General features: G+C 72.3%; 23 protein-coding genes. 7 read left to right on the plus strand and 16 right to left on the minus strand.

The window, feature by feature from the left end; all coding sequences use genetic code 11:
* Window positions 1–100: 100 nt before the first annotated feature.
* Window positions 101–694 carry an AmfC protein gene (locus ACIQU4_RS14505; protein WP_403729440.1) on the minus strand — a complete coding sequence of 198 codons (594 nt, stop codon included), beginning with the start codon at window positions 692–694 and terminating at the stop codon, window positions 101–103.
* A 161-nt stretch (window positions 695–855) separates the two neighbouring features.
* Here ACIQU4_RS14505 and dtd point away from each other — a divergent pair, with 161 nt between their 5' ends.
* A complete protein-coding gene (gene dtd, locus ACIQU4_RS14510) occupies window positions 856–1,281 on the plus strand; it encodes a D-aminoacyl-tRNA deacylase (RefSeq protein WP_403729443.1) in 426 nt (141 codons plus the stop codon).
* Window positions 1,282–1,339: 58 nt separating this feature from the next.
* Here the strand turns inward: dtd and ACIQU4_RS14515 are convergent, their stop codons facing one another.
* The 13 genes from ACIQU4_RS14515 to ACIQU4_RS14575 all read right to left on the minus strand — a co-directional run bounded on the left by ACIQU4_RS14515 (window position 1,340) and on the right by ACIQU4_RS14575 (window position 11,412).
* Entirely contained in the window at window positions 1,340–2,308 is a 969-nt protein-coding gene (locus ACIQU4_RS14515) for a YgfZ/GcvT domain-containing protein (protein WP_403729446.1), read from the minus strand.
* Window positions 2,309–2,318: 10 nt separating this feature from the next.
* The gene (locus ACIQU4_RS14520; RefSeq protein ID WP_403729448.1) at window positions 2,319–2,774 is read right to left on the minus strand and encodes a Fur family transcriptional regulator; all 456 of its coding nucleotides are present in this window, start codon (window positions 2,772–2,774) and stop codon (window positions 2,319–2,321) included.
* Between the two features lie 67 nt (window positions 2,775–2,841).
* Window positions 2,842–3,414 carry an FABP family protein gene (locus tag ACIQU4_RS14525; protein ID WP_030157076.1) on the minus strand — a complete coding sequence of 191 codons (573 nt, stop codon included), beginning with the start codon at window positions 3,412–3,414 and terminating at the stop codon, window positions 2,842–2,844.
* A 275-nt stretch (window positions 3,415–3,689) separates the two neighbouring features.
* Window positions 3,690–4,595 carry a hypothetical protein gene (locus ACIQU4_RS14530; RefSeq protein ID WP_403729451.1) on the minus strand — a complete coding sequence of 302 codons (906 nt, stop codon included), beginning with the start codon at window positions 4,593–4,595 and terminating at the stop codon, window positions 3,690–3,692.
* On the minus strand, window positions 4,592–5,428 hold the full coding sequence (locus tag ACIQU4_RS14535; protein WP_403729454.1) for a hypothetical protein: 837 nt from the start codon (window positions 5,426–5,428) through the stop codon (window positions 4,592–4,594). The genes ACIQU4_RS14530 and ACIQU4_RS14535 overlap by 4 nt, the downstream gene beginning before the upstream one ends.
* Window positions 5,425–6,198 carry a hypothetical protein gene (locus ACIQU4_RS14540; RefSeq protein ID WP_403729457.1) on the minus strand — a complete coding sequence of 258 codons (774 nt, stop codon included), beginning with the start codon at window positions 6,196–6,198 and terminating at the stop codon, window positions 5,425–5,427. Before ACIQU4_RS14540 ends, ACIQU4_RS14535 begins: the two co-directional genes overlap by 4 nt.
* A 134-nt stretch (window positions 6,199–6,332) precedes the next feature.
* Window positions 6,333–6,596 carry a DUF3099 domain-containing protein gene (locus tag ACIQU4_RS14545; protein WP_119097642.1) on the minus strand — a complete coding sequence of 88 codons (264 nt, stop codon included), beginning with the start codon at window positions 6,594–6,596 and terminating at the stop codon, window positions 6,333–6,335.
* 111 nt (window positions 6,597–6,707) lie between these two features.
* The gene (locus tag ACIQU4_RS14550) at window positions 6,708–6,998 is read right to left on the minus strand and encodes a DUF1416 domain-containing protein (protein ID WP_403729460.1); all 291 of its coding nucleotides are present in this window, start codon (window positions 6,996–6,998) and stop codon (window positions 6,708–6,710) included.
* Between the two features lie 65 nt (window positions 6,999–7,063).
* Window positions 7,064–7,909 (minus strand): sulfurtransferase, encoded by an 846-nt coding sequence (locus ACIQU4_RS14555; RefSeq protein WP_403729463.1) that lies wholly within the window; start codon window positions 7,907–7,909, stop codon window positions 7,064–7,066.
* A 227-nt stretch (window positions 7,910–8,136) separates the two neighbouring features.
* Window positions 8,137–8,226: an Ms5788A family Cys-rich leader peptide gene (locus ACIQU4_RS14560; protein ID WP_350875872.1), complete on the minus strand. Its 90-nt coding sequence runs from the start codon at window positions 8,224–8,226 to the stop codon at window positions 8,137–8,139.
* 156 nt (window positions 8,227–8,382) lie between these two features.
* Complete coding sequence (locus tag ACIQU4_RS14565) at window positions 8,383–9,093, minus strand: DUF2993 domain-containing protein (protein ID WP_403729466.1); 711 nt, start codon at window positions 9,091–9,093, stop codon at window positions 8,383–8,385.
* 173 nt (window positions 9,094–9,266) lie between these two features.
* Window positions 9,267–11,147, minus strand: a complete 1,881-nt coding sequence (locus ACIQU4_RS14570) for a hypothetical protein (RefSeq protein ID WP_403729468.1) — start codon at window positions 11,145–11,147, stop codon at window positions 9,267–9,269.
* A 10-nt stretch (window positions 11,148–11,157) separates the two neighbouring features.
* Complete coding sequence (locus tag ACIQU4_RS14575; protein ID WP_030157092.1) at window positions 11,158–11,412, minus strand: MoaD/ThiS family protein; 255 nt, start codon at window positions 11,410–11,412, stop codon at window positions 11,158–11,160.
* Window positions 11,413–11,877: 465 nt separating this feature from the next.
* On the opposite strand from ACIQU4_RS14575, the gene ACIQU4_RS14580 reads away from it, so the two are divergent.
* From ACIQU4_RS14580 to ACIQU4_RS14600, 5 genes are all read left to right on the plus strand, one after another.
* A complete protein-coding gene (locus tag ACIQU4_RS14580; RefSeq protein ID WP_403729471.1) occupies window positions 11,878–12,717 on the plus strand; it encodes a response regulator transcription factor in 840 nt (279 codons plus the stop codon).
* A 24-nt stretch (window positions 12,718–12,741) separates the two neighbouring features.
* Window positions 12,742–13,764 (plus strand): LacI family DNA-binding transcriptional regulator, encoded by a 1,023-nt coding sequence (locus tag ACIQU4_RS14585; protein ID WP_403729473.1) that lies wholly within the window; start codon window positions 12,742–12,744, stop codon window positions 13,762–13,764.
* A gap of 102 nt (window positions 13,765–13,866) precedes the next feature.
* Window positions 13,867–14,991 carry a S1C family serine protease gene (locus ACIQU4_RS14590; protein ID WP_403729476.1) on the plus strand — a complete coding sequence of 375 codons (1,125 nt, stop codon included), beginning with the start codon at window positions 13,867–13,869 and terminating at the stop codon, window positions 14,989–14,991.
* Between the two features lie 54 nt (window positions 14,992–15,045).
* Window positions 15,046–15,798: a response regulator transcription factor gene (locus ACIQU4_RS14595; RefSeq protein WP_403729479.1), complete on the plus strand. Its 753-nt coding sequence runs from the start codon at window positions 15,046–15,048 to the stop codon at window positions 15,796–15,798.
* Window positions 15,795–17,237, plus strand: coding sequence for a sensor histidine kinase (locus ACIQU4_RS14600; protein ID WP_403729482.1), 1,443 nt, complete (start codon window positions 15,795–15,797; stop codon window positions 17,235–17,237). The genes ACIQU4_RS14595 and ACIQU4_RS14600 overlap by 4 nt, the downstream gene beginning before the upstream one ends.
* Here ACIQU4_RS14600 and ACIQU4_RS14605 read toward each other — a convergent pair.
* Window positions 17,217–18,092, minus strand: coding sequence for a phosphatidylinositol-specific phospholipase C (locus ACIQU4_RS14605; RefSeq protein WP_403729485.1), 876 nt, complete (start codon window positions 18,090–18,092; stop codon window positions 17,217–17,219). The two genes, ACIQU4_RS14600 and ACIQU4_RS14605, sit on opposite strands and share 21 nt — an antisense overlap.
* 103 nt (window positions 18,093–18,195) lie before the next feature.
* Window positions 18,196–18,765, minus strand: coding sequence for a TetR/AcrR family transcriptional regulator (locus tag ACIQU4_RS14610; RefSeq protein WP_403729488.1), 570 nt, complete (start codon window positions 18,763–18,765; stop codon window positions 18,196–18,198).
* A 130-nt stretch (window positions 18,766–18,895) separates the two neighbouring features.
* On the opposite strand from ACIQU4_RS14610, the gene ACIQU4_RS14615 reads away from it, so the two are divergent.
* Entirely contained in the window at window positions 18,896–19,678 is a 783-nt protein-coding gene (locus ACIQU4_RS14615; RefSeq protein ID WP_403729491.1) for an alpha/beta fold hydrolase, read from the plus strand.
* Window positions 19,679–19,719 lie beyond the last annotated feature (41 nt).

The following is a 19,719-nucleotide window of genomic DNA, read 5'->3' on the forward strand; positions in this document are numbered from 1 at the left end:
ACGCTAATCGCCGTCCCGGCCCCCGTCGCCCGAATTACCCGCGCCGGACCGCGCCCCGGACCACGCCCCGCTCCCGGGCCGGTGGTCCCGGGCCGACGGGCTACACCAGCAGGTCGTCCACCTGCGCCTCACCCTCCCGGTAGCGCCGGGTGATCTCCGCGCTGCAGTCGTCCGCCGTGCGCTGCAGCTGCTGCCGCCGCCGCGAGACCTGCTGCTCGTACCGCACCAACCGGCCCATCGCGTCGTGCAGTTCGCCGTCGGTGCGGGCGGCCAGGTCCGACAGCTCCACATCGGAGAGCATCTCCGCCGCCAGCAGCCGGAACTCCTCCCTGTGCGGGGTGCAGAGCGTGACGTGCCGGGCCGAGGCGCTGCGGCGGGACGGCGCGTCGGCAAGGATCTCCGAGAGCCGGTCGACCACCGGCGGCTCCGGGGTCACCGGTGCCTCCGGGTCGCTGCGCCGGGCCAGTTCGGCACGCAGGATGTCGATCCGGCCCTGGAGAAGTCTGCGTACGTAGCTCAGATCGGCCTCGTCGCGCTGCGCGTCGCGGCGCAGCGTACGCAGCTCCTGCAGCCCGAGCGCGGTGGCGGGCGTGGTCGGCGCCTGCTCCCCGCCCGTGCGCTGCGCGGGTGGTCTGACCGCGCCCGTCGGAGTGGCCGCGGGTGATGCAGGTACGGAGGTACCAGAAATATTCATGTGAACGGGTCCGTCCCCTCGACCGGTGCATGGGGTCTCCCCGGCCCGTGGGACCGGAGGGAAGCACCGCCTGCGTGCATCGTGCCACTCTCCGTGGTGCCGGTGCAGTCCCACGCCACCCGATCGGCCCCTGATGGGTGCACGCCTGGTACACAGGTGGTATGCGAGCAGTGGTGCAGAGGGTGGACGGCGCGAGCGTCGTCGTGGCCGGCGAGACCGTGGGCGAGATCGTCGGCGAGGGGCTGTGCGTGCTGGTCGGGGTGACCCACGACGACACGCCGGAGAAGGCGGCGCAGCTGGCGCGCAAGCTGTGGTCCGTACGGATCCTGGAGGCGGAGAAGTCCTGCAGCGACGTGAACGCGCCGCTGCTGGTGATCTCGCAGTTCACGCTCTACGGGGACGCCCGCAAGGGCCGGCGCCCCACCTGGAACGCGGCGGCGCCGGGCGAGGTCGCCGAGCCGCTGGTCGACGAGGTCGTCGCGCAGCTGCGCGCGCTGGGGGCCACGGTGGAGACGGGCCGGTTCGGCGCGGACATGCGGGTCTCGCTCACCAACCACGGCCCGTTCACCATCGTCATCGACATGTAGCCCGGCGACGCTACGGCGCTACGGCGCTACGGGGCTACGGGGCTACGGCGCTACGGCGCTACGGCGCTACGACGACCTCCTGCGCGGCGGCCGTCTTCCCGGCCAGCAGCGGGGCGTCGACCGGCACGTTCCGCTTGACCAGCGCGAGCGCGATCGGGCCGAGCTCGTGGTGGCGGACCGCGGTGGTCACGAAGCCCAGCTGGCGGCCCTCCTCCCCGTCGGCGGCGAGCCGGATCGGTGTGCCGTGTCCCGGGAGGAGCACCTCGGAGCCGTCCAGGTGCAGGAAGACCAGCCGGCGGGGCGGCTTCCCCAGGTTGTGGACGCGGGCCACCGTCTCCTGGCCGCGGTAGCAGCCCTTCTGGAGGTGCACGGCGGTGCCGATCCAGCCCAGCTCGTGCGGGATGGTGCGGTGGTCGGTCTCCAGGCCGACCCGCGGCCGGTGCGCCTCCACGCGCAGGGCCTCGTACGCCAGGAGCCCGGCGGCCGGGCCGTGCGCGGCGGCGAAGGCCTCCAGCTCGGCGCGGGGCAGGAAGACGTCGCGGCCGTACGGGGTCTCCCGTACGGGGTGCTCCTTGGCGAGCTCGGCGATGGAACCGGCCGGCAGGTGGACGACGGCGAAGTCCGCGGTCCGGTCGGCGATTTCGACGCGGTAGAAGAACTTCATCGACTCCAGGTAGGCGATCAGCGCCTCCTGGGTGCCGGGCTCCACGTGCGCCCACACGGTCTCGCCGTCGTCGACGAGGTAGAGCGCGTGCTCGATGTGGCCGTTGGCGGAGAGGATCAGCGCCTCGGTGGCCTGCCCGGGCGGGAGTTCCGTCAGGTGCTGGGTGAGCAGCAGGTGCAGCCAGCTCAGCCGCTCCGGTCCGGTGACGGTGACGACTCCGCGGTGCGAGAGGTCGACGAAACCGCGGCCGTCGGCGAGCGTGCGCTGTTCGCCGTACAGCTCTCCGTAGTGGGCGGCGACGCCCTCGTCGCGGCCTTCGGCCGGTACGGCGCCGGGGAGATGGAGCAAGGGGCTGCTGGTCATGCCACCAAGCCTACGACGGGGCGTCCTGCTGCTTGGCGGCGCACTTCTTACAGAGTCCGAAGATCGCGAAGTGCTTCATGTCGGTCTCGAAACCGAAGGTGGCGCGCAGCTTCGCGGTGAACTCGGCGGCGATGTCCACGTCCGCCTCGATCACATCGGTGCACTCGCGGCAGACCAGGTGGATGTGGTGGTGCCGGTCGGCGAGGTGGTACGTGGGGGCCCCGTGCCCGAGGTGGGCGTGCGAGACCAGCTTCAGCTCCTCCAGGAGCTCCAGCGTGCGGTAGACGGTGGAGATGTTGACCCCGGAGGCGGTCTTGCGCACCTGGGCGAGGATCTCGTCCGGCGTCGCGTGCTCCAGGCTGTCGACGGCTTCCAGCACGAGCTGGCGCTGCGGGGTCAGCCGGTATCCGCGCTGCCGCAGGTCGGTCTTCCAGTCGGCACTCTCGGTGTCTCCGATGCTCCCCACCCGGCCAGTGTAAGCGCGCGAAGGGGACCGCGGGCCGAGCCCGCGGTCCCCGTTCCCGCTCGGTCCGTCAGCGGAAGAAGGCGATGCCGTCGTCCGGCATGTCCGGGAGGTTGCGCGCCATCTCGGCGACCTCCTCCGGGGTGACGACCTTTTTGAGCTGGGCCGACATGTACGGGCGCAGCTCGACGTCCGGGGTGGCCTTCTCGCCGACCCACATCAGGTCGCTCTTCACGTAGCCGTAGAGCCGCTTGCCGCCGCTGTACGGGCCGGAGGCGGCGGTCCGGGCGACTGCGTCCGTGACCAGGTCGATCTGGGGCTTCTGGTCGGCGAGCTCGCCGTACCAGACCTCGACGACGCCCTGGTCGCGGACCATGACGATCTCGACCTTGCGGTCCTTGTCGATGCGCCAGTAGCCGGACTCGGACTCCAGCGGCCGCACCTTGTTGCCCTCGGCGTCGAGGACCCAGCTGTGGGAGGTGTACTCCAGGAAGTCCCGGCCGTCGTGGCTGAAGACGACTTCCTGGCCGAAGTTGCACTTCTCTTCACCGGGGAAGTCGAAGACACCCGCGCCCTCCCAGGTACCGAGGAGGAAGGCGAGGGGGACGAGGCCCGGGTTCAGGTCGGACGGGATCTGGATCATGTATGGCTGCTCAGGCGATCTGTGGGGAGGGGTTCCGGGTCCGGGACGGCGGCCGATCGGACGATCAGCGCTGGCCCTGGTACAGCTTCTTCACTGCGAGGCCGCTGAAGGCGAGCACGCCGACGCAGACCAGGACCAGCAGGGAGGTGAAGATTGCCTCAAGCACGGGGTGCTCCTCGAAGTGATGTGGGCGTGTACGGGCCGGTCCCCAAGCCTACTGGCCCGGGGACCGGCGCACTCCGTGAGGTAGGCCGCACGGCCTTTCCCGCAGGTGGTCAGCCCAGCAGCTGGCTCTGCAGGATCACCGTCTGGTGGAAGGGAACCGTGGCCACCTCGCCCTTGCGGGTCTGGATGATCACGCCCTGTACGTCACCCGCCTGGAGGCACCCGAGCTTGGTCTGCTCGTCACCGTTGGCCGGCTTGGGCTCCTGGAACAGGCCGACGCCCTCGGGGCGCTTCGCGCTGCGCTCCTGCTTGCTCACGACGTCCCGCCAGGACAGGTCCATCTCCAGGACCTGAGCGCCGGCCAGCTGCATGTTGGTGGTGCAGCCGCGGAAGGCGTCCGTGAAGCCCGCGGCGTGGAAGCGCAGCAGGTAGACGTGCGTGCGGGTGCCGTCGGGGGTGGTCCAGCCGCGGCCGGCGATCTGGCGCAGGCCGCCGTACTCCAGACCCTCCTTCAGCTTCGCCCGGCGGTCGGGGGCGTACTCCTCCAGGAAGGCGTCGACGGACACCGTCCCGTCCTTGTCCGTCTTGAGCCCGTCGTCGGGCTTGGCGCCCTCGGGTGCGGGCAGCAGCAGGCCGGTGAGCGGCGCGTAGTGCGTCTCGGCCCGGTTGTCGGGGCCCTTGGCCAGCGGGGCGCCGGCGGGGAGGGCGGGCTTGGCCAGGGTGGGGTACGTCCAGCGGCCGTCGTCCTTCGTGGCCAGGCCGGGGATGTCGGTGCGCTCGGGCTGGGCGATCCCGTACGCGACCCCCGTGCCGACGGCGGCGAAGACGACGACGGCGGCCGTCCAGCGCAGCGCCGCGAACAGCTTGCGGCGGTCCTTGGGTGCGGCGGGGGCCTGCGGCTCGCCGGAGGCCCCCGGCTCGGCGAGGGCCTGCGGCTCGGCGAGGGGTACGGAGGCCTCGGCCACGGGGACGGTCTCGGCCACCGGGGCGGTCTCGGCGGTGTTCTGCTCGGTCACACGGACTCCCCGGGGGACTTCAGGCGGTTCAGCTGCTGCGTGAACAGGTCCACGACCTCGGTGGTGGAGAACTGCGGGATCCCGTAAGCCCGGAAGCTCACGAGGACGTCACCCTGGACGGCCACGCACTCCATGGTGTCGATCTTCTCCTTCTCCTTCTCCTTCCGCTCCGGGTCGCTGATGCCCCGCAGCGCGCACTTGGCGTCGGGGAAACCGTCCACCTTCGGCGCCTCGCGGTCGTCGCCGACCAGGTCGAGGATCTTCTTGCCGAACTCGGAGAACTTGGCGAGGGCCTGCGGATCGGCCTGCGTGAGACGGACCTCCGCGACCAGCCCCAGGTGGTCCTTGCTGTAGCTGCGTCCGGCCATGCCCTTGAGCTTCAGGTCGGCCAGCGCCTTGTCCCGCTGCTCCCGCTGGTCGCCGGAGAGCCCGGAACGCGCGTCTTTGAAGGCCTCCGCCGCCCGCTCGCCCGACACGTAGAAGTCGTTGCCGTCCGCGCCGAGGTCGGGGCCGAGGCTGTAGTTGACCGGCAGCGGCATCAGCTTGCCGGTGAGCTCGTTCGACGGCACGGCCGGAACCGGCTGCGGCGTACCGCTGGGCGTGGGGCCCGCCGCGATCCAGTACCGCGTCGGCGCGCTGCGGTCGGCGTCGGCGATCGCGCCGGCTCCCCAGAGGGCGCCCCCGGCGAGCACGGCCACTGCCACGGCGCCCGCGGCCAGCGACACGGTCCTGCGGTTCACCGCGCGCGGCGCCGCCTCGGCGGCCGGGGTCTCACCGGCCACGGCGTCCCCGTTCACCGGGGCGGTCAGGTCCTCGTTCTGCTGGTCGTTCACAGCCGCTCCCACTGCCGCTTGGCCAGCTCGACGACCGTGCCCTCGTCGATGGTGCCGCGGTTGTTCGTGTACTCGATCTCCATGACGATGTCGCCGCGGCGGGCGATGACCCGGGCCGAGCGGGTCGGGTGGTAGCCGGGCTCCTCATGGGTCTCGGAGTCGATCCAGACGTGGCCGTAGGCCGCCGGCACACCCTGCAGGTCCTTGCCAGCGTTGCCCGCGTACTCCTTGTCCTCCAGGTAGCTCTTGTCGTCCTGGTAGGCGTCGGCTCCCGAGCGGTCGGCGAACTGGAACAGCTGCACCGAGATGTAGTTGCGGTCGTCCTCGGACCAGCGGCGGGCGGCGATCCGCCGGATGCCGTTGCGGAGCAGGAAGCCGAGGCCCTGGTTGGGCTTCTTGTAGTAGTCCGCGGAGAACTCGTCCGGGGACTCGTAGCCCGAGAAGGCGACCTTCGCCCCCGCCGGGGACTCGATCAGGAGCTTCGTCAGGTCGTCGTCCGTCTTGTGCCAGCGGCCCGCGTTGATGGTGCGGGTGCTCGTCGACTCGTTCGGCGCCTGCGGCTTCGGCTGGTCGATCTTCTGCTGCGCCAGCGGCGGCAGTGGAGTGGGCTCGCGGTCGTACTGGATCGCGTAGCCGGTGACCGTGCCCGCGAGGGCGCCGAGCACGACGGCGCCGGCGATCAGGACGACCGTACGGCGGCCGGCGCGCGGGCGGCGGGCTGCGGTCTCCTCCCCTTCCGGCTGCTCGGGAAGGGTCTGTTCGTGTTCCAAGGAAGTCCCCCACAGGACATGAGGCACCGGGTGAGTACCCGTGCACACCGATGACCTGTACAGAACGGGGGTGGTTGTAGACGCGCTGATCACATTCTTATCTCGGCCTTACCTCGGCCCTTTTTCAGCGCGTTTCAGTCCTCGTGACGCCGTTTTCCGTCCAGTTCGTCCCACCACTCGTCGGACTTCGGGTCGCCCGAGGGGTCGTCCCACCAGCGGTCCTCCGGGCCGCGCCGGTTCGCGATCATCGCGGCGACCGGCGGGATGACCATGGCGACCACGCACAGGGCCACGGCCGCCTCGACCGAGAACAGCCGTACGAAGGACCAGGCGGATACGAAGAGGAAGATGCATCCGCCCATGAGGACGAAGTAGACGCGGCGCCGCCGGGCGTACATGCCTCCAGGGTAGAACCGGGAGGCGGACGGCGCGAAGGGCCGCACCCCGTTCCAGTGGCGTCCAACCCCCTGGGGTGCGGCCCTTCGGCCGGTCATTCAGGCGTGCGGTGCTCAGACCGCGATCGCCACGTCCGTCACGCCGCCGGCCTCGGCCACGACCACGGCGCGGTCCGCCTGGGCGCCGGGAACCAGCGCGCGCAGGGTCCACGAGCCGGTCGCCGCGTAGAAGCGGAACTGGCCGGTCGCCGAGGTCGGGACCTCGGCCGTGAACTCGCCGGTCGAGTCGAGCAGGCGCACGTACCCGGTGACGGGCTCGCCGTCCTTGGTCACCTGACCCTGGATGGCGGTCTCACCGGGCTTGAGCGTGGCGAGGTCGGGCCCGCCGGTCTGTGCTCCACACATGTTCTCTGTCCTGTCCTGGAGAGGTCGTACTACGGAGGGCGTCGCGTACCCGGCCGTGGTGGTGGTTACTTGTTGGCGCCGAGCTCGATCGGCACGCCGACCAGGGAGCCGTACTCGGTCCAGGAGCCGTCGTAGTTCCTGACGTTCTCCTGGCCCAGGAGCTCGTGCAGCACGAACCAGGTCAGCGCGGAGCGCTCACCGATGCGGCAGTACGCGATGGTGTCCTTCGACAGGTCGACCTGCTCGGCCTGGTAGAGGGCGGTCAGCTCCTCGTCGGACTTGAACGTGCCGTCGTCGTTGGCGTTCTTCGACCACGGGATGTTGCGGGCGCTCGGCACGTGGCCGGGGCGCTGCGACTGCTCCTGCGGGAGGTGCGCCGGGGCGAGCAGCTTGCCGGAGAACTCGTCGGGCGAGCGGACGTCGACCAGGTTCTGGACGCCGATCGCGGAAACGACGTCGTCGCGGAAGGCGCGGATCGAGGCGTCCTGCGGCTGGGCCTTGTACTGGGTGGCCGGGCGGTTCGGGACCTCGGTGCCGTCGACCAGGTCGCGGGAGTCGAGCTCCCACTTCTTGCGTCCGCCGTCGAGGAGGCGGACGTCCTGGTGGCCGTACAGCTTGAAGTACCAGTAGGCGTAGGAGGCGAACCAGTTGTTGTTGCCGCCGTAGAGGACGACCGTGTCCTCGTTGGAGATGCCCTTGGCGGAGAGGAGCTTCTCGAAGCCCTCCTGGTCCACGAAGTCGCGGCGGACCGGGTCCTGGAGGTCCTGCTTCCAGTCGATCCGGACGGCGTTGGTGATGTGGTTCTTGTCGTAGGCGGACGTGTCCTCGTCCACCTCGACGATGACGACGTCGGCGTCGTTCAGGTGGGCCTCGACCCAGTCGGCGTCTACGAGGACGTCGCTGCGGCTCATGGTGATCTCCTCCGGGGCAGTGTGCGGCGGGGCGTGCTGTGCAGGTGCAGGTGGCGCGGGGCGGTCTGCGGGTTCTGCAGGTTCTGCGGATTCTGCTGGTGCGTACCGCTGCGGGCGGCTTCCTCGGGCACTGCGCGGGGAAGCGTCAGTGGGCAGGAGGGGGCGGCTGCGGTGCGGTCACGCGGGAAGGACGGTCGTCCGGCTGATGGAGCGGAAGCGCTCACAGGTCACATGGATCGACAGAGCATGGCGGCGACGCGACACAGGTCTACTGCCCGTCGCTTCGTGAGGTCCGCCTGCTGATGCTTCATAGCCATGGATCGTAGGGACGAATCGGCCGCCCTGTCACCGGTGTGTCATATTCCGAGACAGGATCGTCCGAATAGTGGGATGTGCATGCCCCCGGGCGGCTGCCGCACCGCCTCCGGGGGCCTTCGTACGGCCCACCCTTCTGCGGATCGGACCGCAGCGTCTCACGATCCGGCCAATACCACGTCCGAGCCGCTCAGCGTGAGGTGTACGCCGGACTCGTCCGAGGTCAGCGTGGTCAGCTTGAGCCCGGACGGCAGGCCGCTGTCGAGCCGGCGGTCGAAGTCGGTCTTCTTGCGGACCGCGCCCTCGATCCCGGGCAGCCCCGCGCCCGGTATCTCGTCGGCCCGGACGCGGACCGTCTTGCCGCCGCCGGGGGCGTCCACGAGCGTGACCGTCGACACCACGCTGGGGGCGAGCCTCTTGCCGAGGACCTCCACGGCCGCCGTCACCTTCACCTTGCCGGGCGCCCCGCCGTACGTGACCGTCACGCCGGTCTGCGAGGCCTCGGTCAGGTCCCGGTACGTGACGAGGGCCGTGCCCTCGGCCTGCTTCGCGGTGCCCCCGCTGTAGTCCCCGTTCAGCTTCACGCTGCGGAAGCTGGCGTCGAGCTCCGAGAGCCGCGTCTTGCGGCCGTCCGACACGGCCTCCACGCCCTTGAGCCTCACGTCGACGCGGTCGAGTTCGTGGCTGAGCGCCTGGGTCAGGAACGGGAACCCGTGGATGTCCACCTCCGTGGACCCCGCGAGCCCCTGGCGGGCCTGGATGCGGTCGGCCAGCCGGTTCTCGGCGTAGTTCACCGCCCAGCGGTCGGCGCCGGCGAACAGCGCCCCCAGCACCACTCCGATGATCACAACGACGCGCAGGAACCGCACGTGCCCCTCCCCCTGTAGACCGGTACGTGCGTCCCAGTGGACCATGGCCGGCCGTCAGGGGGCCGTCAGGCCCGGAGTCGGGCCCGGGCGGCGGGCACGACTCCGGGCCTGACTGCGGGCACGACTCCGGGCCTGACTGCGGGCCCGACTGCGGGCCTGACGGAGGCCCTGCCTCAGCCGACCACCCGGCCGATCAGGTAGACGGCGGGAGCGGCGGCCGCCAGCGGCAGCGCGACACCGGCCGTCATGTGGACGAACTTGGACGGGTAGTCGTACGCGGCCACCCGCAGCCCGATCAGCGCGCACACCCCGGCGGCCAGGCCGAGCAGCGCCCCGCCGACCCCGACCGAGGTCAGCCCGCCGACGGCGATGCCGGCTCCGGTGGCGGCGGCCAGCGAGACGCCGACGGAGACCGGGGTCGGCAACGGCAGCGCACGGGTGAACACGGCGACCGCCACGGACGCGGCTCCGACACTGACGGCGGCGGAGTCGGCGGCCAGGTAGCCGGCGCAGACGATGGCGAGCGCTGCGGAGGCCACGGAGGCCATCAGCCCGTACATCCGCTCGTCGGGGTCGGCGTGGCTGCGCAGCTGGAGGACCAGGGTGAGCAGCACCCAGGCGCCGAGGGTCCCGATGATCGCGCCGGGGCCGTACGTGTCGTCCACGGCGAGCACGGCCGCGTCGGCGACGAGGGCTCCGAGGAAGGCGAGGGCGATGCCCTGCCGGGCGGGCCACATGCCGTTGAGCCGGAACCAGCCGGCCGCGGTGAGCCCCTGCAGGACGATCAGCGGCGCGAGGAGACCGAGGTCCCCGACGGCGGCGGCACCGGCCAGCAGCAGCCCGAGCGCGGCGGTCAGTATGGCCGGCTGCGGCCCGGGATCGATGATCGGCGACCGCCCCTCGGCGCGCGCCTGAGCCGGATCGACGGCCCGCAGGGTGTTCCCCCCGACGGTGGGCGGCGAGTACGAGGGATCCTCGCCCTCGCCCTCGGCGGGAGCCGCCGGGGCGACGGCGGGCACCTCGGAGCCGGGCCCGGGGTACGGCGGCAGGAAGGCGGTCTCCGCCGCGTCGGCGGCCCGCTGGGGGTCGGCCGTACCCGGGCCCGGGTACGGCGGCAGGAAGGCGGTCTGCTCGGCGGCGCCGGCCGCCGGGGCGGCGGCCTGCGGCGGGAGGTACGCGGTCTGCTCGGCGGCGGCCCCCTCGGCCCAGGCCGCGCCGGGCCCGCTCTGCGCCCAGTCGCCGGCCGGGGCGGGGGCGGCCGCGGGGGCCGGGGCCTGGGCGACGGGCGCCTCGTCCCGGAACCACCCCTCGGGAGCCACGGGCTGCGCCTGCGCCTGCACCTGCGCCTCGGCCGGGGCAGGGCCGGGGTAGGGCGGCAGATAGGCGGTCTCGGCCGCAGCCGCGGCCCCCTGCCGCTCGCCCACGCCGTAACCCGGGTACGCCGGAGCACCGGCGGCCTGCGGCTCGGCCCCGCCCGGGCCCGGGTACGGCGGGAGGTACGCCGTCTCGGCGGCCGCGGAGGCGGGCCTCTCGCCCGCAGCGGAAGCCGGGTACGGCGTACCGGCGGGGTGGCGGTCGTCGGCGACGAAGCCCTCGTACGGCGTACCGGCGGCCGGCTGGGGCGCGGCCGGGCCCGGGTACGGCGGGAGGAAGGCCGTCTGGTCGGCGGCGCCGGCCGCCGGGGCGGCGCTCTGGGGCGGGAGATAGGCCGTCTGCTCCGCGGCGGAGCCCTCGGTCCACGACCCACCGCCCGGCTGCCAGTCGGTCGCGGGCGCCTCGTGGGGGAACCAGCCCTCGGGGGCGACCGGCTGCGGGGCCGGCGGCTGGTACGCGGGCTGCCCGGCCGCGGCGCCGGAGGCCTCCGGCCACGACCCGGCGGCCTGCGGGGCCTCGTCGCGGAACCAGCCCTCCGGTGCCACCGGCTGGCCCGGCAGCGCGCCCAGCGGCGGCTGCACCGGCTGGTAGCCGGTTTCCCAGGTGTCCGACTGCCAGGTCTGGGTCCCGTACGGGTCCTCCTGCCGGCCCTGCTGCTGTTGTTCCTCGGGAGTGCTCATCGGTTTCCGCTCACCCGCCCGCGAACGGCGGGAGCACCTCGACGGTGCCCCCCTCGGTCAGCGGAACGGCATCGTGCGGGCGCTTGCCCACGGGCTCTTCGTTCACGAGGAAGGAGCAGCGCTGCAGGACCCGGGTCAGCTCACCGGGGTGGCGTTCCCGCACGGCGTCGAGCGCCTCGGCCAGTGTCCGCGCCGAGTACGGCTCCTCCGCCGTCTTGGCCGCGGCCTTGGCCGCCGCCCAGTAGCGGATGGTTCCGGTTGCCACTGCAGCTCCTATCGTCGGCTCTCTACAGTCGGCCTCCATGATGAACCCTCCGGCCCCCGGATCCGGCGTGCCTCCACACGCCCCGAATGCGCCCGGGCGGCCTCCCGTACATCCACCGATCCGGTGAAACCGGGGCATACGCTGGTCGTAAGGGTGGCGGGAACCACAGAAACGAGAGAGTCCGAGCCTCTGCCATGCAACGACGGGTGGGCTATTCTGCTGGCGAGAGGATCCGGGCAACGTTGCCCCCGGGTCCTTTTGTGCTTTCAGCACGTTGAACGGACCGGGAACAGTGGTGTCCGTCCGGACCTCAGGGCGCGGGGACCGGCGAACCACCACACCGCACCAGCACCACGCACCACGTACGAAGCAGTACCGCGAAAGTCCTCGACGGGACCGAGGAGGAACCGACGTGATGGACCAGCGAACCGTGCACGAACGCCCGACCTGGGCAGGTGGTCGGGCATGAGCTCTCTCCTGCTGCTGACCAATGCCCTCCAGCCGTCCACCGAGGTGCTGCCCGCCCTCGGCCTGCTCCTGCACAGTGTCCGGGTGGCCCCCGCCGAGGGCCCGGCCCTCGTGGACACCCCCGGCGCGGACGTCATCCTCGTCGACGGCCGCCGCGACCTGCCGCAGGTGCGCTCGCTCTGCCAGCTGCTGCGCTCCACCGGCCCCGGCTGTCCGCTGATCCTCGTCGTCACGGAGGGCGGCCTCGCGGCCGTCACCGCCGACTGGGGCATCGACGACGTCCTCCTCGACACCGCGGGCCCGGCCGAGGTCGAGGCGCGGCTGCGCCTCGCCACCGGCCGCCAGCAGCTCGGCTCCGACGACTCCCCGATGGAGATCCGCAACGGCGACCTGTCGGTCGACGAGGCGACGTACTCGGCGAAGCTGAAGGGGCGGGTCCTCGACCTCACCTTCAAGGAGTTCGAGCTGCTCAAGTACCTGGCCCAGCACCCGGGCCGGGTCTTCACGCGCGCCCAGCTGCTCCAGGAGGTATGGGGGTACGACTACTTCGGCGGCACGCGGACGGTGGACGTCCACGTACGGCGGCTGCGCGCGAAGCTCGGCCCCGAGCACGAGTCGCTGATCGGTACGGTCCGCAACGTCGGCTACCGCTTCGTCACGCCGGAGAAGGTCGAGCGGGCGGCTGCGGAAGCGGCGGCCCAGGCAGCGGCCCAGGCGGCCGCCAAGGCCGCGGCGCAGGCGGCGGCCTTGGCGGCGGCTCAGGCCCCGGCCGGCGTCCCCCGTATGGAGGAACCTCCTGTGATCGCCCAGTCGGCAGGACGGCCTGCCCAGAGGTAGGTCACCCCGCGTAGACTCCCGAGCGTGGCCAAGGTGACGCGGGATGACGTTGCACGACTTGCGGGTACGTCTACCGCCGTCGTGAGCTACGTCATCAACAACGGACCCCGGCCGGTCGCCCCGGCCACGCGCGAGCGTGTACTCGCCGCGATCAAGGAGCTGGGCTACCGCCCGGACCGGGTCGCGCAGGCGATGGCGTCGCGGCGCACCGACCTCATAGGCATGATCGTCCCCGATGCGCGGCAGCCGTTCTTCGCGGAGATGGCGCACGCGGTCGAGCAGGCCGCCGCGGAGCGCGGAAAGATGGTCCTGGTCGGGAACTCCGACTACCGGGACGAGCGCGAGGTGCACTACCTGCGGGCCTTCCTCGGGATGCGGGTCTCGGGCCTGATCCTGGTCAGCCAGGGCATGAGCGAGCGCGCCGCCTCGGAGATCGAGGCGTGGGACGCGCGGGTGGTGCTGCTGCACGAGCGGCCCGAGGCCATCGACGACGTCGCGGTCGTCACGGACGACATCGGCGGCGCGCAGCTCGCCACCCGGCACCTGCTGGAGCACGGGCACGAGTACGTCGCCTGCATCGGCGGGGTGGAGAACACCCCGTCGGTCGGCGACCCGGTCGCCGACCACGTGGAGGGCTGGCGCCGGGCGATGCACGAGTCGGGCCGCTCGACGCAAGGGCGCCTCTTCGAGGCCCCGTACAACCGCTACGACGCGTACCGGGTGGCGCTGGAGGTCCTGTCCGGGCCGGACCGGCCGCCGGCCATCTTCTGCGCCACGGACGACCAGGCCATCGGCGTGCTGCGGGCGGCGCGGGAGCTGCGGATCGACGTACCGGGGGAGCTGGCGGTGGCCGGCTTCGACGACGTCAAGGAGGCGGCCCTGACGGACCCGCCGCTGACGACGATCGCCTCGGACCGCCCGGCGATGGCCCGCGCGGCGGTGGACCTCGTCCTGGACGACGCCCTGCGCGTGGCCGGCTCCCGCCGCGAACGCCTGAAGCAGTTCCCTTCGGCCCTGGTGATCCGCCGCTCCTGCGGCTGCCGATAGCCGCTCCTCCCCGGGCGGGCTTATTTCGGGCATACACGGTTCTGTCGGGCTTCTCAGGGTGGACTCAGGAAGCTCTCATGATCCGGGGACAGAGTCGTAGTCATGACCGAGAGCTTCCGCCGCGACGGCGAGTACCCGCAGGAGAACCGCCCGACCCCGCGCGCCGGCCACGGGAACTACCCGCCGCCGCCCGCGTACCCGCCGCCGGCGGCGCCCGCGGCGGCCGCGCCCGGGTGGCACGAGGCGCACCAGCCGCCGATGGCGCCCACGCCCCCCGAGGGGCCCGCGCACGCGGCCCGGGCCAAGCGGCCCGTCGCGCTGCTGGTGGCCGTGGCGCTGGCCGCCGCCGTCATCGGGGGCGGCACCGCAGCCGGCGTGCAGCAGCTGCTCGCCGGCCAGGACCGCGCCGGCGGCGGCATCAACGGCACCAACGTCTCGCAGTCCAGCACCGGCACCGTCTCCGGCGTCGCCGAGCAGGTCAGCCCCTCCGTCGTCCGGATCGACACCAGCACCGGCTCCGGCCAGGGCACCGGCTCCGGCATCGTGGTCACCGCCGACGGCGAGATCGTCACCAACAACCACGTCGTCGACGGCGCCACCGAGATCCAGGTGACGATGAGCGACGGCAAGAAGTACACCGCCAAGACCGTCGGCACCGACCCCGACAAGGACCTCGCCCTCATCAAGCTCCAGGGCGCCGGCGGGCTCAAGCCGGCCAAGCTCGGCAACTCCGACAACCTCAAGGTCGGCGACCAGGTCGTCGCCATCGGCTCCCCCGACCGCCTCACCGGCACGGTCACCAGCGGCATCGTCTCCGCCCTGAACCGCGAGGTCAACGTGCCCAAGTCCGAGCAGCAGGCGCCCCAGCGCCAGCGCGGCGGCGGCAGCTGGCCGTTCTCGTACGACGGTCAGCAGTTCAACGGGAACACCGGATCGAACACCACCTCGTACAAGGCCATCCAGACGGACGCCTCCCTCAACCCGGGCAACTCCGGCGGCGCCCTCGTCAACATGAACGGCGAGATCGTGGGCATGCCCTCCGCGATCTACTCCCCCTCCAGCGACAGCTCCTCCGCCGGCAGCGTCGGCCTCGGCTTCGCGATCCCGGTGAACACGATCAAGGCCGACCTCGATTCCCTCCGCAAGGGCGGCCCCGGGGGAGCCGGTAGCAACAACAGCGGCAACAGCCGCAGCAACGGCACCAGCGGCTTCGGGACCTCGTACTAGGCCTCCCGTGCGAGCCTGGTACGACCGACCACGAACACCCCTGGGGGACCGAAGATGAATCCGGCCGAAGGCGACCCGCACCGCATCCTCGTCGTCGACGACGAGCCGGCCGTGCGGGAGGCCGTGCGCCGCAGCCTCGCCTTCGAGGGGTACGCCGTGCAGACCGCCGTCGACGGGCTCGACGCCCTCGACAAGGCGGCCTCGTACGACCCCGGCCTGATCGTCCTCGACATCCAGATGCCCCGGATGGACGGCCTGACGGCGGCCCGCCGGCTGCGCGCCTCCGGCAGCACCACCCCGATCCTGATGCTCACCGCCCGCGACACCGTCGGCGACCGCGTCACCGGCCTCGACGCGGGCGCCGACGACTACCTCGTCAAGCCCTTCGAGCTCGACGAGCTCTTCGCCCGCGTCCGCGCCCTGCTGCGCCGCAGCGCCTACGCGACCGCGCGCCCGGGAGCCGACGACCACGAGGAAGCGGACGCGCTCGCCTTCGGCGACCTGCGCATGGACCTCGCCACCCGCGAGGTCACCCGCTCCGGGCGCCAGGTGGAGCTGACCCGCACCGAGTTCACGCTGCTGGAGATGTTCCTGGCACACCCGCGCCAGGTGCTGACCCGCGAGCAGATCCTCAAGACCGTCTGGGGCTTCGACTTCGAACCCAGCTCCAACTCCCTGGACGTGTACGTCATGTACCTGCGCCGCAAGACCGAGGCCGGGGGCGAGCCCCGCCTGGTGCACACCGTGCGCGGGGTGGGCTACGTCCTGCGCGCCACCGGGGCCGGCGACTCCGGAGGGCCCGAGTGAGCCCGGCCGCCAGATTCCGGGCGCTCCCCCTGCGCTCCCGCATCGCCCTGCTGGTGACCACGGCCGTGGCCCTGGCCGTGGCCACCGTGTCCGCGGTGTCGTGGGTGATGGTGCAGGCGCAGCTGGGCAACCAGCTGAACCAGTCCCTGATGGCCACCAACCCGACCGCGCAGGTGCTGGAACGGCTGCGCCAGGGCTGCCCGGCCCGCCCGCCGACGCAGGCCCAGCAGGACATCGCCGAGAACCTGAACGCCACGGTCCAGATCGTCACCGCGGACGGCAGCCACTGCTGGGTGAGCGGGCAGACCGACCTGCCGGTGACCGATACGGACAAGCAGGTCGCGGCGGGCCGCAAGGCCAAGGCGCTGCACGACGCGACGACCGACAACGGCGTCGGGATGCGCGTCTACACCTTCGCGGCGCAGACCCAGCCCGGCGCCCCGGTCTTCGCGGTCTCGGTGGCCCGGCCGCTGGCCGACATCGACAAACCGCTGTCCACCCTGGCCTGGGTGCTGATCCTGGTCTCCGGCATCGGGGTGGCCGGTGCGGGCGTCGCCGGCCTGTGGGTGGCCCGTACGGGGCTGCGGCCGGTGGACGAGCTGACGGGCGCCGTCGAGCACATCGCCCGGACCGAGGACCTGACCGTACGGATCCCCGACGAGGGCGACGACGAGATCGCCCGCCTGTCGCGGTCCTTCAACTCCATGACGGCGGCCCTCGCCTCCTCCCAGGAGCGGCAGGCCCAGCTGATCGCGGACGCCGGGCACGAGCTGCGCACCCCGCTGACCTCCCTGCGCACCAACATCGAGCTGCTCGCGCGCAGCGAGGAGACCGGCCGGGCCATTCCGCCCGAGGACCGCAAGGAGCTGCTGGCCTCGGTCAAGGCGCAGATGACGGAGCTGGCCGCGCTGATCGGGGACCTCCAGGAGCTGTCCCGCCCGGACGCGGCCCCGCCCGCCAGGCTGGAGGTGGTGGCCCTGCACGAGATCGCGCAGAGCGCGCTGTCCCGCGCCCGGCTGCGCGGCCCCGAGCTGCACTTCACCGACGAGGTGGCGCCCTGGTACGTACGGGGCGAGGCGGCGGCGCTGGAGCGGGCGGTGGTCAACGTCCTGGACAACGCGGTGAAGTTCAGCCCGCCGGGCGGCACGGTCGAGGTCTCGCTGCGGGCGGGCGAGCTGACCGTACGCGACCACGGGCCCGGCATCCCGGCGGAGGACCTGCCGCACGTGTTCGAACGCTTCTGGCGCTCCTCCTCGGCCCGCGCCCTGCCCGGCAGCGGGCTGGGCCTGTCGATCGTGGACCGTACGGTGCGCCGCGCGGGCGGCAGCGTCGAGCTGCGGGCGGCGCCGGCCGGCGGGCCGGGCACCGAGGCGGTGCTGCGCATCCCGGGGGCCCCGGCGCCGCCGCCGGAGCAGCCGTCAGTTGTGCCGGATCAGTGAGGCGACGAGCCCGGAGCGGGTATTGGGGAAGTCCATCGGGACGATCCCCAGCCCCGTCCGGCCGGCCAGCTCACCGCCGTCGACGAACGAGTGCACCTGCGGGTTGAGGCGGTCGGAGTTCCAGCGCGGTGGCATGTAGGCGGACGTGCTCACGTAGTTGACGAAGAGCTTCCCGGGCTGCTGGACGGCCCGGCGGAACTGGTCCTCGATCTTGCCGCGCTTGGCGAACGGCTCGGCGTTCCAGTCGTCCTGGATGTCGAAGACGCTGCCGTCGCCGTAGCGCAGTCCGGGCAGACCGCCGTTGTCGGCGAGCAGGACCACCTTGCCGCGGGCCTGGCCGAGGGCGGGCAGCGAGTCCGCGATCCGGAACAGCGGGCGCCAGCCCCGGTTGTCGAGGTAGTCGTCGAAGACGGCGCGGAAGGTGGCGTCGCTGTCCTGCGAGTACTCCTGCTTCAGGCGCATCAGCACGGTCTCGGAGGGGTGTGCGGCGAGGAAGTTCCAGCAGGCGACGAGGACGTCCCCGAACATCAGGCCCTGGTAGAAGGAGCCGTGGTGGATCGCGAACGATCCACCGGTGACTCTGCACCGGACGTCGAGGAACCGGATGCCCGAGTCGAGCTGTTCGGCGATCGAGGTGTTCTGGCAGGCGACGAAGAGCCCGCCCTGGCGGGCGCCGGAGTCGTGGGTGCCGGGGATGGTCATCCGCTGGAGGGCGGTGGAGTCCCCGAGCCCGGCCATCCAGTCCTGTGTGCCGAGCGTACGGGCCGAGGCCGGCCCCGCCGCTCCGAGTCCCGTGGCCGCGCCGGCGCCCGCCGCCATCGCCCCGACCAGAAATGCCCGACGATCCAGTGCCATTGCCCGCCCCTTTGCCGACCCGGTGACGGCTCCCAGCCTCCGCCGGCTGGTGCCCCCGGGATTCTGGCGTGCGGGACGCGGCTTTACTACCCTTCGGTAGTCCTCAGCTTTCGAGCAACTCGGCCATGGCGCGCAGGCCTTGGGCGAGCTCCCGGCCCGTCGGGGTCTGCTCCGGGTCGGTCAGCGCCTGCACCATCACCCCGCTCAGCAGCGCGATGTGCACGGACCCGAGGGACCGTACGTCCTCCTCGGTGACCGCGTCCCCGGGGACCCCGCGCAGCTGCGCGGCCACCATGCGGCGGGCCTGGCGCTGGTTCTCGGCGAGGGTGGCGAGCAGCTCGGGCGAGGACTGGGCGTGGACGAAGGCCTCGATGGAGGCCGTCCAGAGCCAGCGCATGTCGCCGAAGTCGCGGATCTTGCGGTCCCAGGTGTCGGCGTACCGCTCCGCGGTGGTGGCGCCCTGGCCGGCGAGCCGGCCGGACCCGGCGGCCCACTCGTCCATGGCGGCGAAGAGGGCGAGGTTGAGCAGGGCCTCGCGCGAGCCGAAGTGGTAGCCGATCGCGGCCATGCTCACCTGCGACGCCGTGGCGATGTCGCGCACGGTCGTGCGCAGGTAGCCCTTCTCCTCCAGGCAGCGGCGCGCTCCGGCCAGCAGGTCCTCGCGATTTCCCATGCCGGGATCGTATCCGCGGCAGCATTTGGGCAAGTGCCCAAGACATTCGTATTGCGCACCTGCCCAAATCCTGGCAGGCTCGTCCCCGTACCGCACCGTCACCGCATGACTCACAGGGGAGATCCAAGCCATGCGCCACACGCTGACGATCGACGGCCGCGCGCTGTCGTACCTGGACTTCGGCGGCCCGGGCCGCCCGCTGCTCGCCCTGCACGGGGGCATGTCCGAGGGCCTCGCCTTCGCCGGCCTCGCCGACACCCTGGGCGACGGGTGGCGGGTCATCGCCCCCGACCAGCGCGGCCACGGCGACTCCGACCGGGCCGCCGACTACACCCGCGACGGCTATCTCTCGGACGCCGTCGCGCTCCTCGACCACCTCGGCCTGGACGCCCCCGTGGCCCTCCTCGGCTACTCCCTCGGCGGGTTCAACGCCTACCACCTGGCCGCCGCGCACCCCGACCGGATCGCGGCCCTCGTCAACGTGGACGCCACCGTGGAGATCAATCCCGACACGGCGGGAGCGCTCTTCGGCTTCCTGCGCGGCATGCGCTACACCGCCCCCACCCGCGAGGAACTCCTCGCCGCGGCCGGGCCGGTGGGCTCCCAGTTCGTCGAGCGGGCGCTGCGTCCGCTCCCCGACGGGGGCTGGCGGCTGCCGTTCCACCCGCAGGACATGATCGACTCCGCCGAGCTCTGCCGCGGCGACCACTGGGACGCCTGGCTCGGGAGCCACTGCCCGGCGCTGCTGATCCACGGCACCCGCAGCCAGACGCTCCGGCAGGAGACGGCCGACGCGATGGTCTCCCGCCGGCCGGTGACCTCGTACACACCTGTGGACGGGGAGCACTTCCTGCCGTTCACCCACCCCGAGGAGTTCCACGAGGCCGTCCGGAAGTTCCTCGCGGACCTCTGACCGCTCCGCTCCGGTACGGGGGTCCGGGGCGGACACGCCGA

Origin of the sequence: Streptomyces sp. NPDC090741 (assembly GCF_044769045.1) — a bacterium.
Taxonomy (GTDB): Bacteria; Actinomycetota; Actinomycetes; order Streptomycetales; family Streptomycetaceae; genus Streptomyces.

Excerpts from the sequence above, each read along its gene's own strand:
- dtd (WP_403729443.1), top strand. The coding sequence starts at position 856 with ATGCGAGCAGTGGTGCAGAGGGTGGACGGCGCGAGCGTCGTCGTGGCC.
- ACIQU4_RS14595 (WP_403729479.1), top strand. The coding sequence starts at position 15,046 with ATGAATCCGGCCGAAGGCGACCCGCACCGCATCCTCGTCGTCGACGAC.
- ACIQU4_RS14555 (WP_403729463.1), bottom strand. The coding sequence starts at position 7,909 with ATGAGCCGCAGCGACGTCCTCGTAGACGCCGACTGGGTCGAGGCCCAC.
- ACIQU4_RS14505 (WP_403729440.1), bottom strand. The coding sequence starts at position 694 with ATGAATATTTCTGGTACCTCCGTACCTGCATCACCCGCGGCCACTCCG.
- ACIQU4_RS14605 (WP_403729485.1), bottom strand. The coding sequence starts at position 18,092 with ATGGCACTGGATCGTCGGGCATTTCTGGTCGGGGCGATGGCGGCGGGC.
- ACIQU4_RS14570 (WP_403729468.1), bottom strand. The coding sequence starts at position 11,147 with ATGAGCACTCCCGAGGAACAACAGCAGCAGGGCCGGCAGGAGGACCCG.
- ACIQU4_RS14580 (WP_403729471.1), top strand. The coding sequence starts at position 11,878 with ATGAGCTCTCTCCTGCTGCTGACCAATGCCCTCCAGCCGTCCACCGAG.
- ACIQU4_RS14560 (WP_350875872.1), bottom strand. The coding sequence starts at position 8,226 with ATGGCTATGAAGCATCAGCAGGCGGACCTCACGAAGCGACGGGCAGTA.
- ACIQU4_RS14610 (WP_403729488.1), bottom strand. The coding sequence starts at position 18,765 with ATGGGAAATCGCGAGGACCTGCTGGCCGGAGCGCGCCGCTGCCTGGAG.
- ACIQU4_RS14525 (WP_030157076.1), bottom strand. The coding sequence starts at position 3,414 with ATGATCCAGATCCCGTCCGACCTGAACCCGGGCCTCGTCCCCCTCGCC.
- ACIQU4_RS14545 (WP_119097642.1), bottom strand. The coding sequence starts at position 6,596 with ATGTACGCCCGGCGGCGCCGCGTCTACTTCGTCCTCATGGGCGGATGC.
- ACIQU4_RS14590 (WP_403729476.1), top strand. The coding sequence starts at position 13,867 with ATGACCGAGAGCTTCCGCCGCGACGGCGAGTACCCGCAGGAGAACCGC.
- ACIQU4_RS14515 (WP_403729446.1), bottom strand. The coding sequence starts at position 2,308 with ATGACCAGCAGCCCCTTGCTCCATCTCCCCGGCGCCGTACCGGCCGAA.
- ACIQU4_RS14550 (WP_403729460.1), bottom strand. The coding sequence starts at position 6,998 with ATGTGTGGAGCACAGACCGGCGGGCCCGACCTCGCCACGCTCAAGCCC.
- ACIQU4_RS14615 (WP_403729491.1), top strand. The coding sequence starts at position 18,896 with ATGCGCCACACGCTGACGATCGACGGCCGCGCGCTGTCGTACCTGGAC.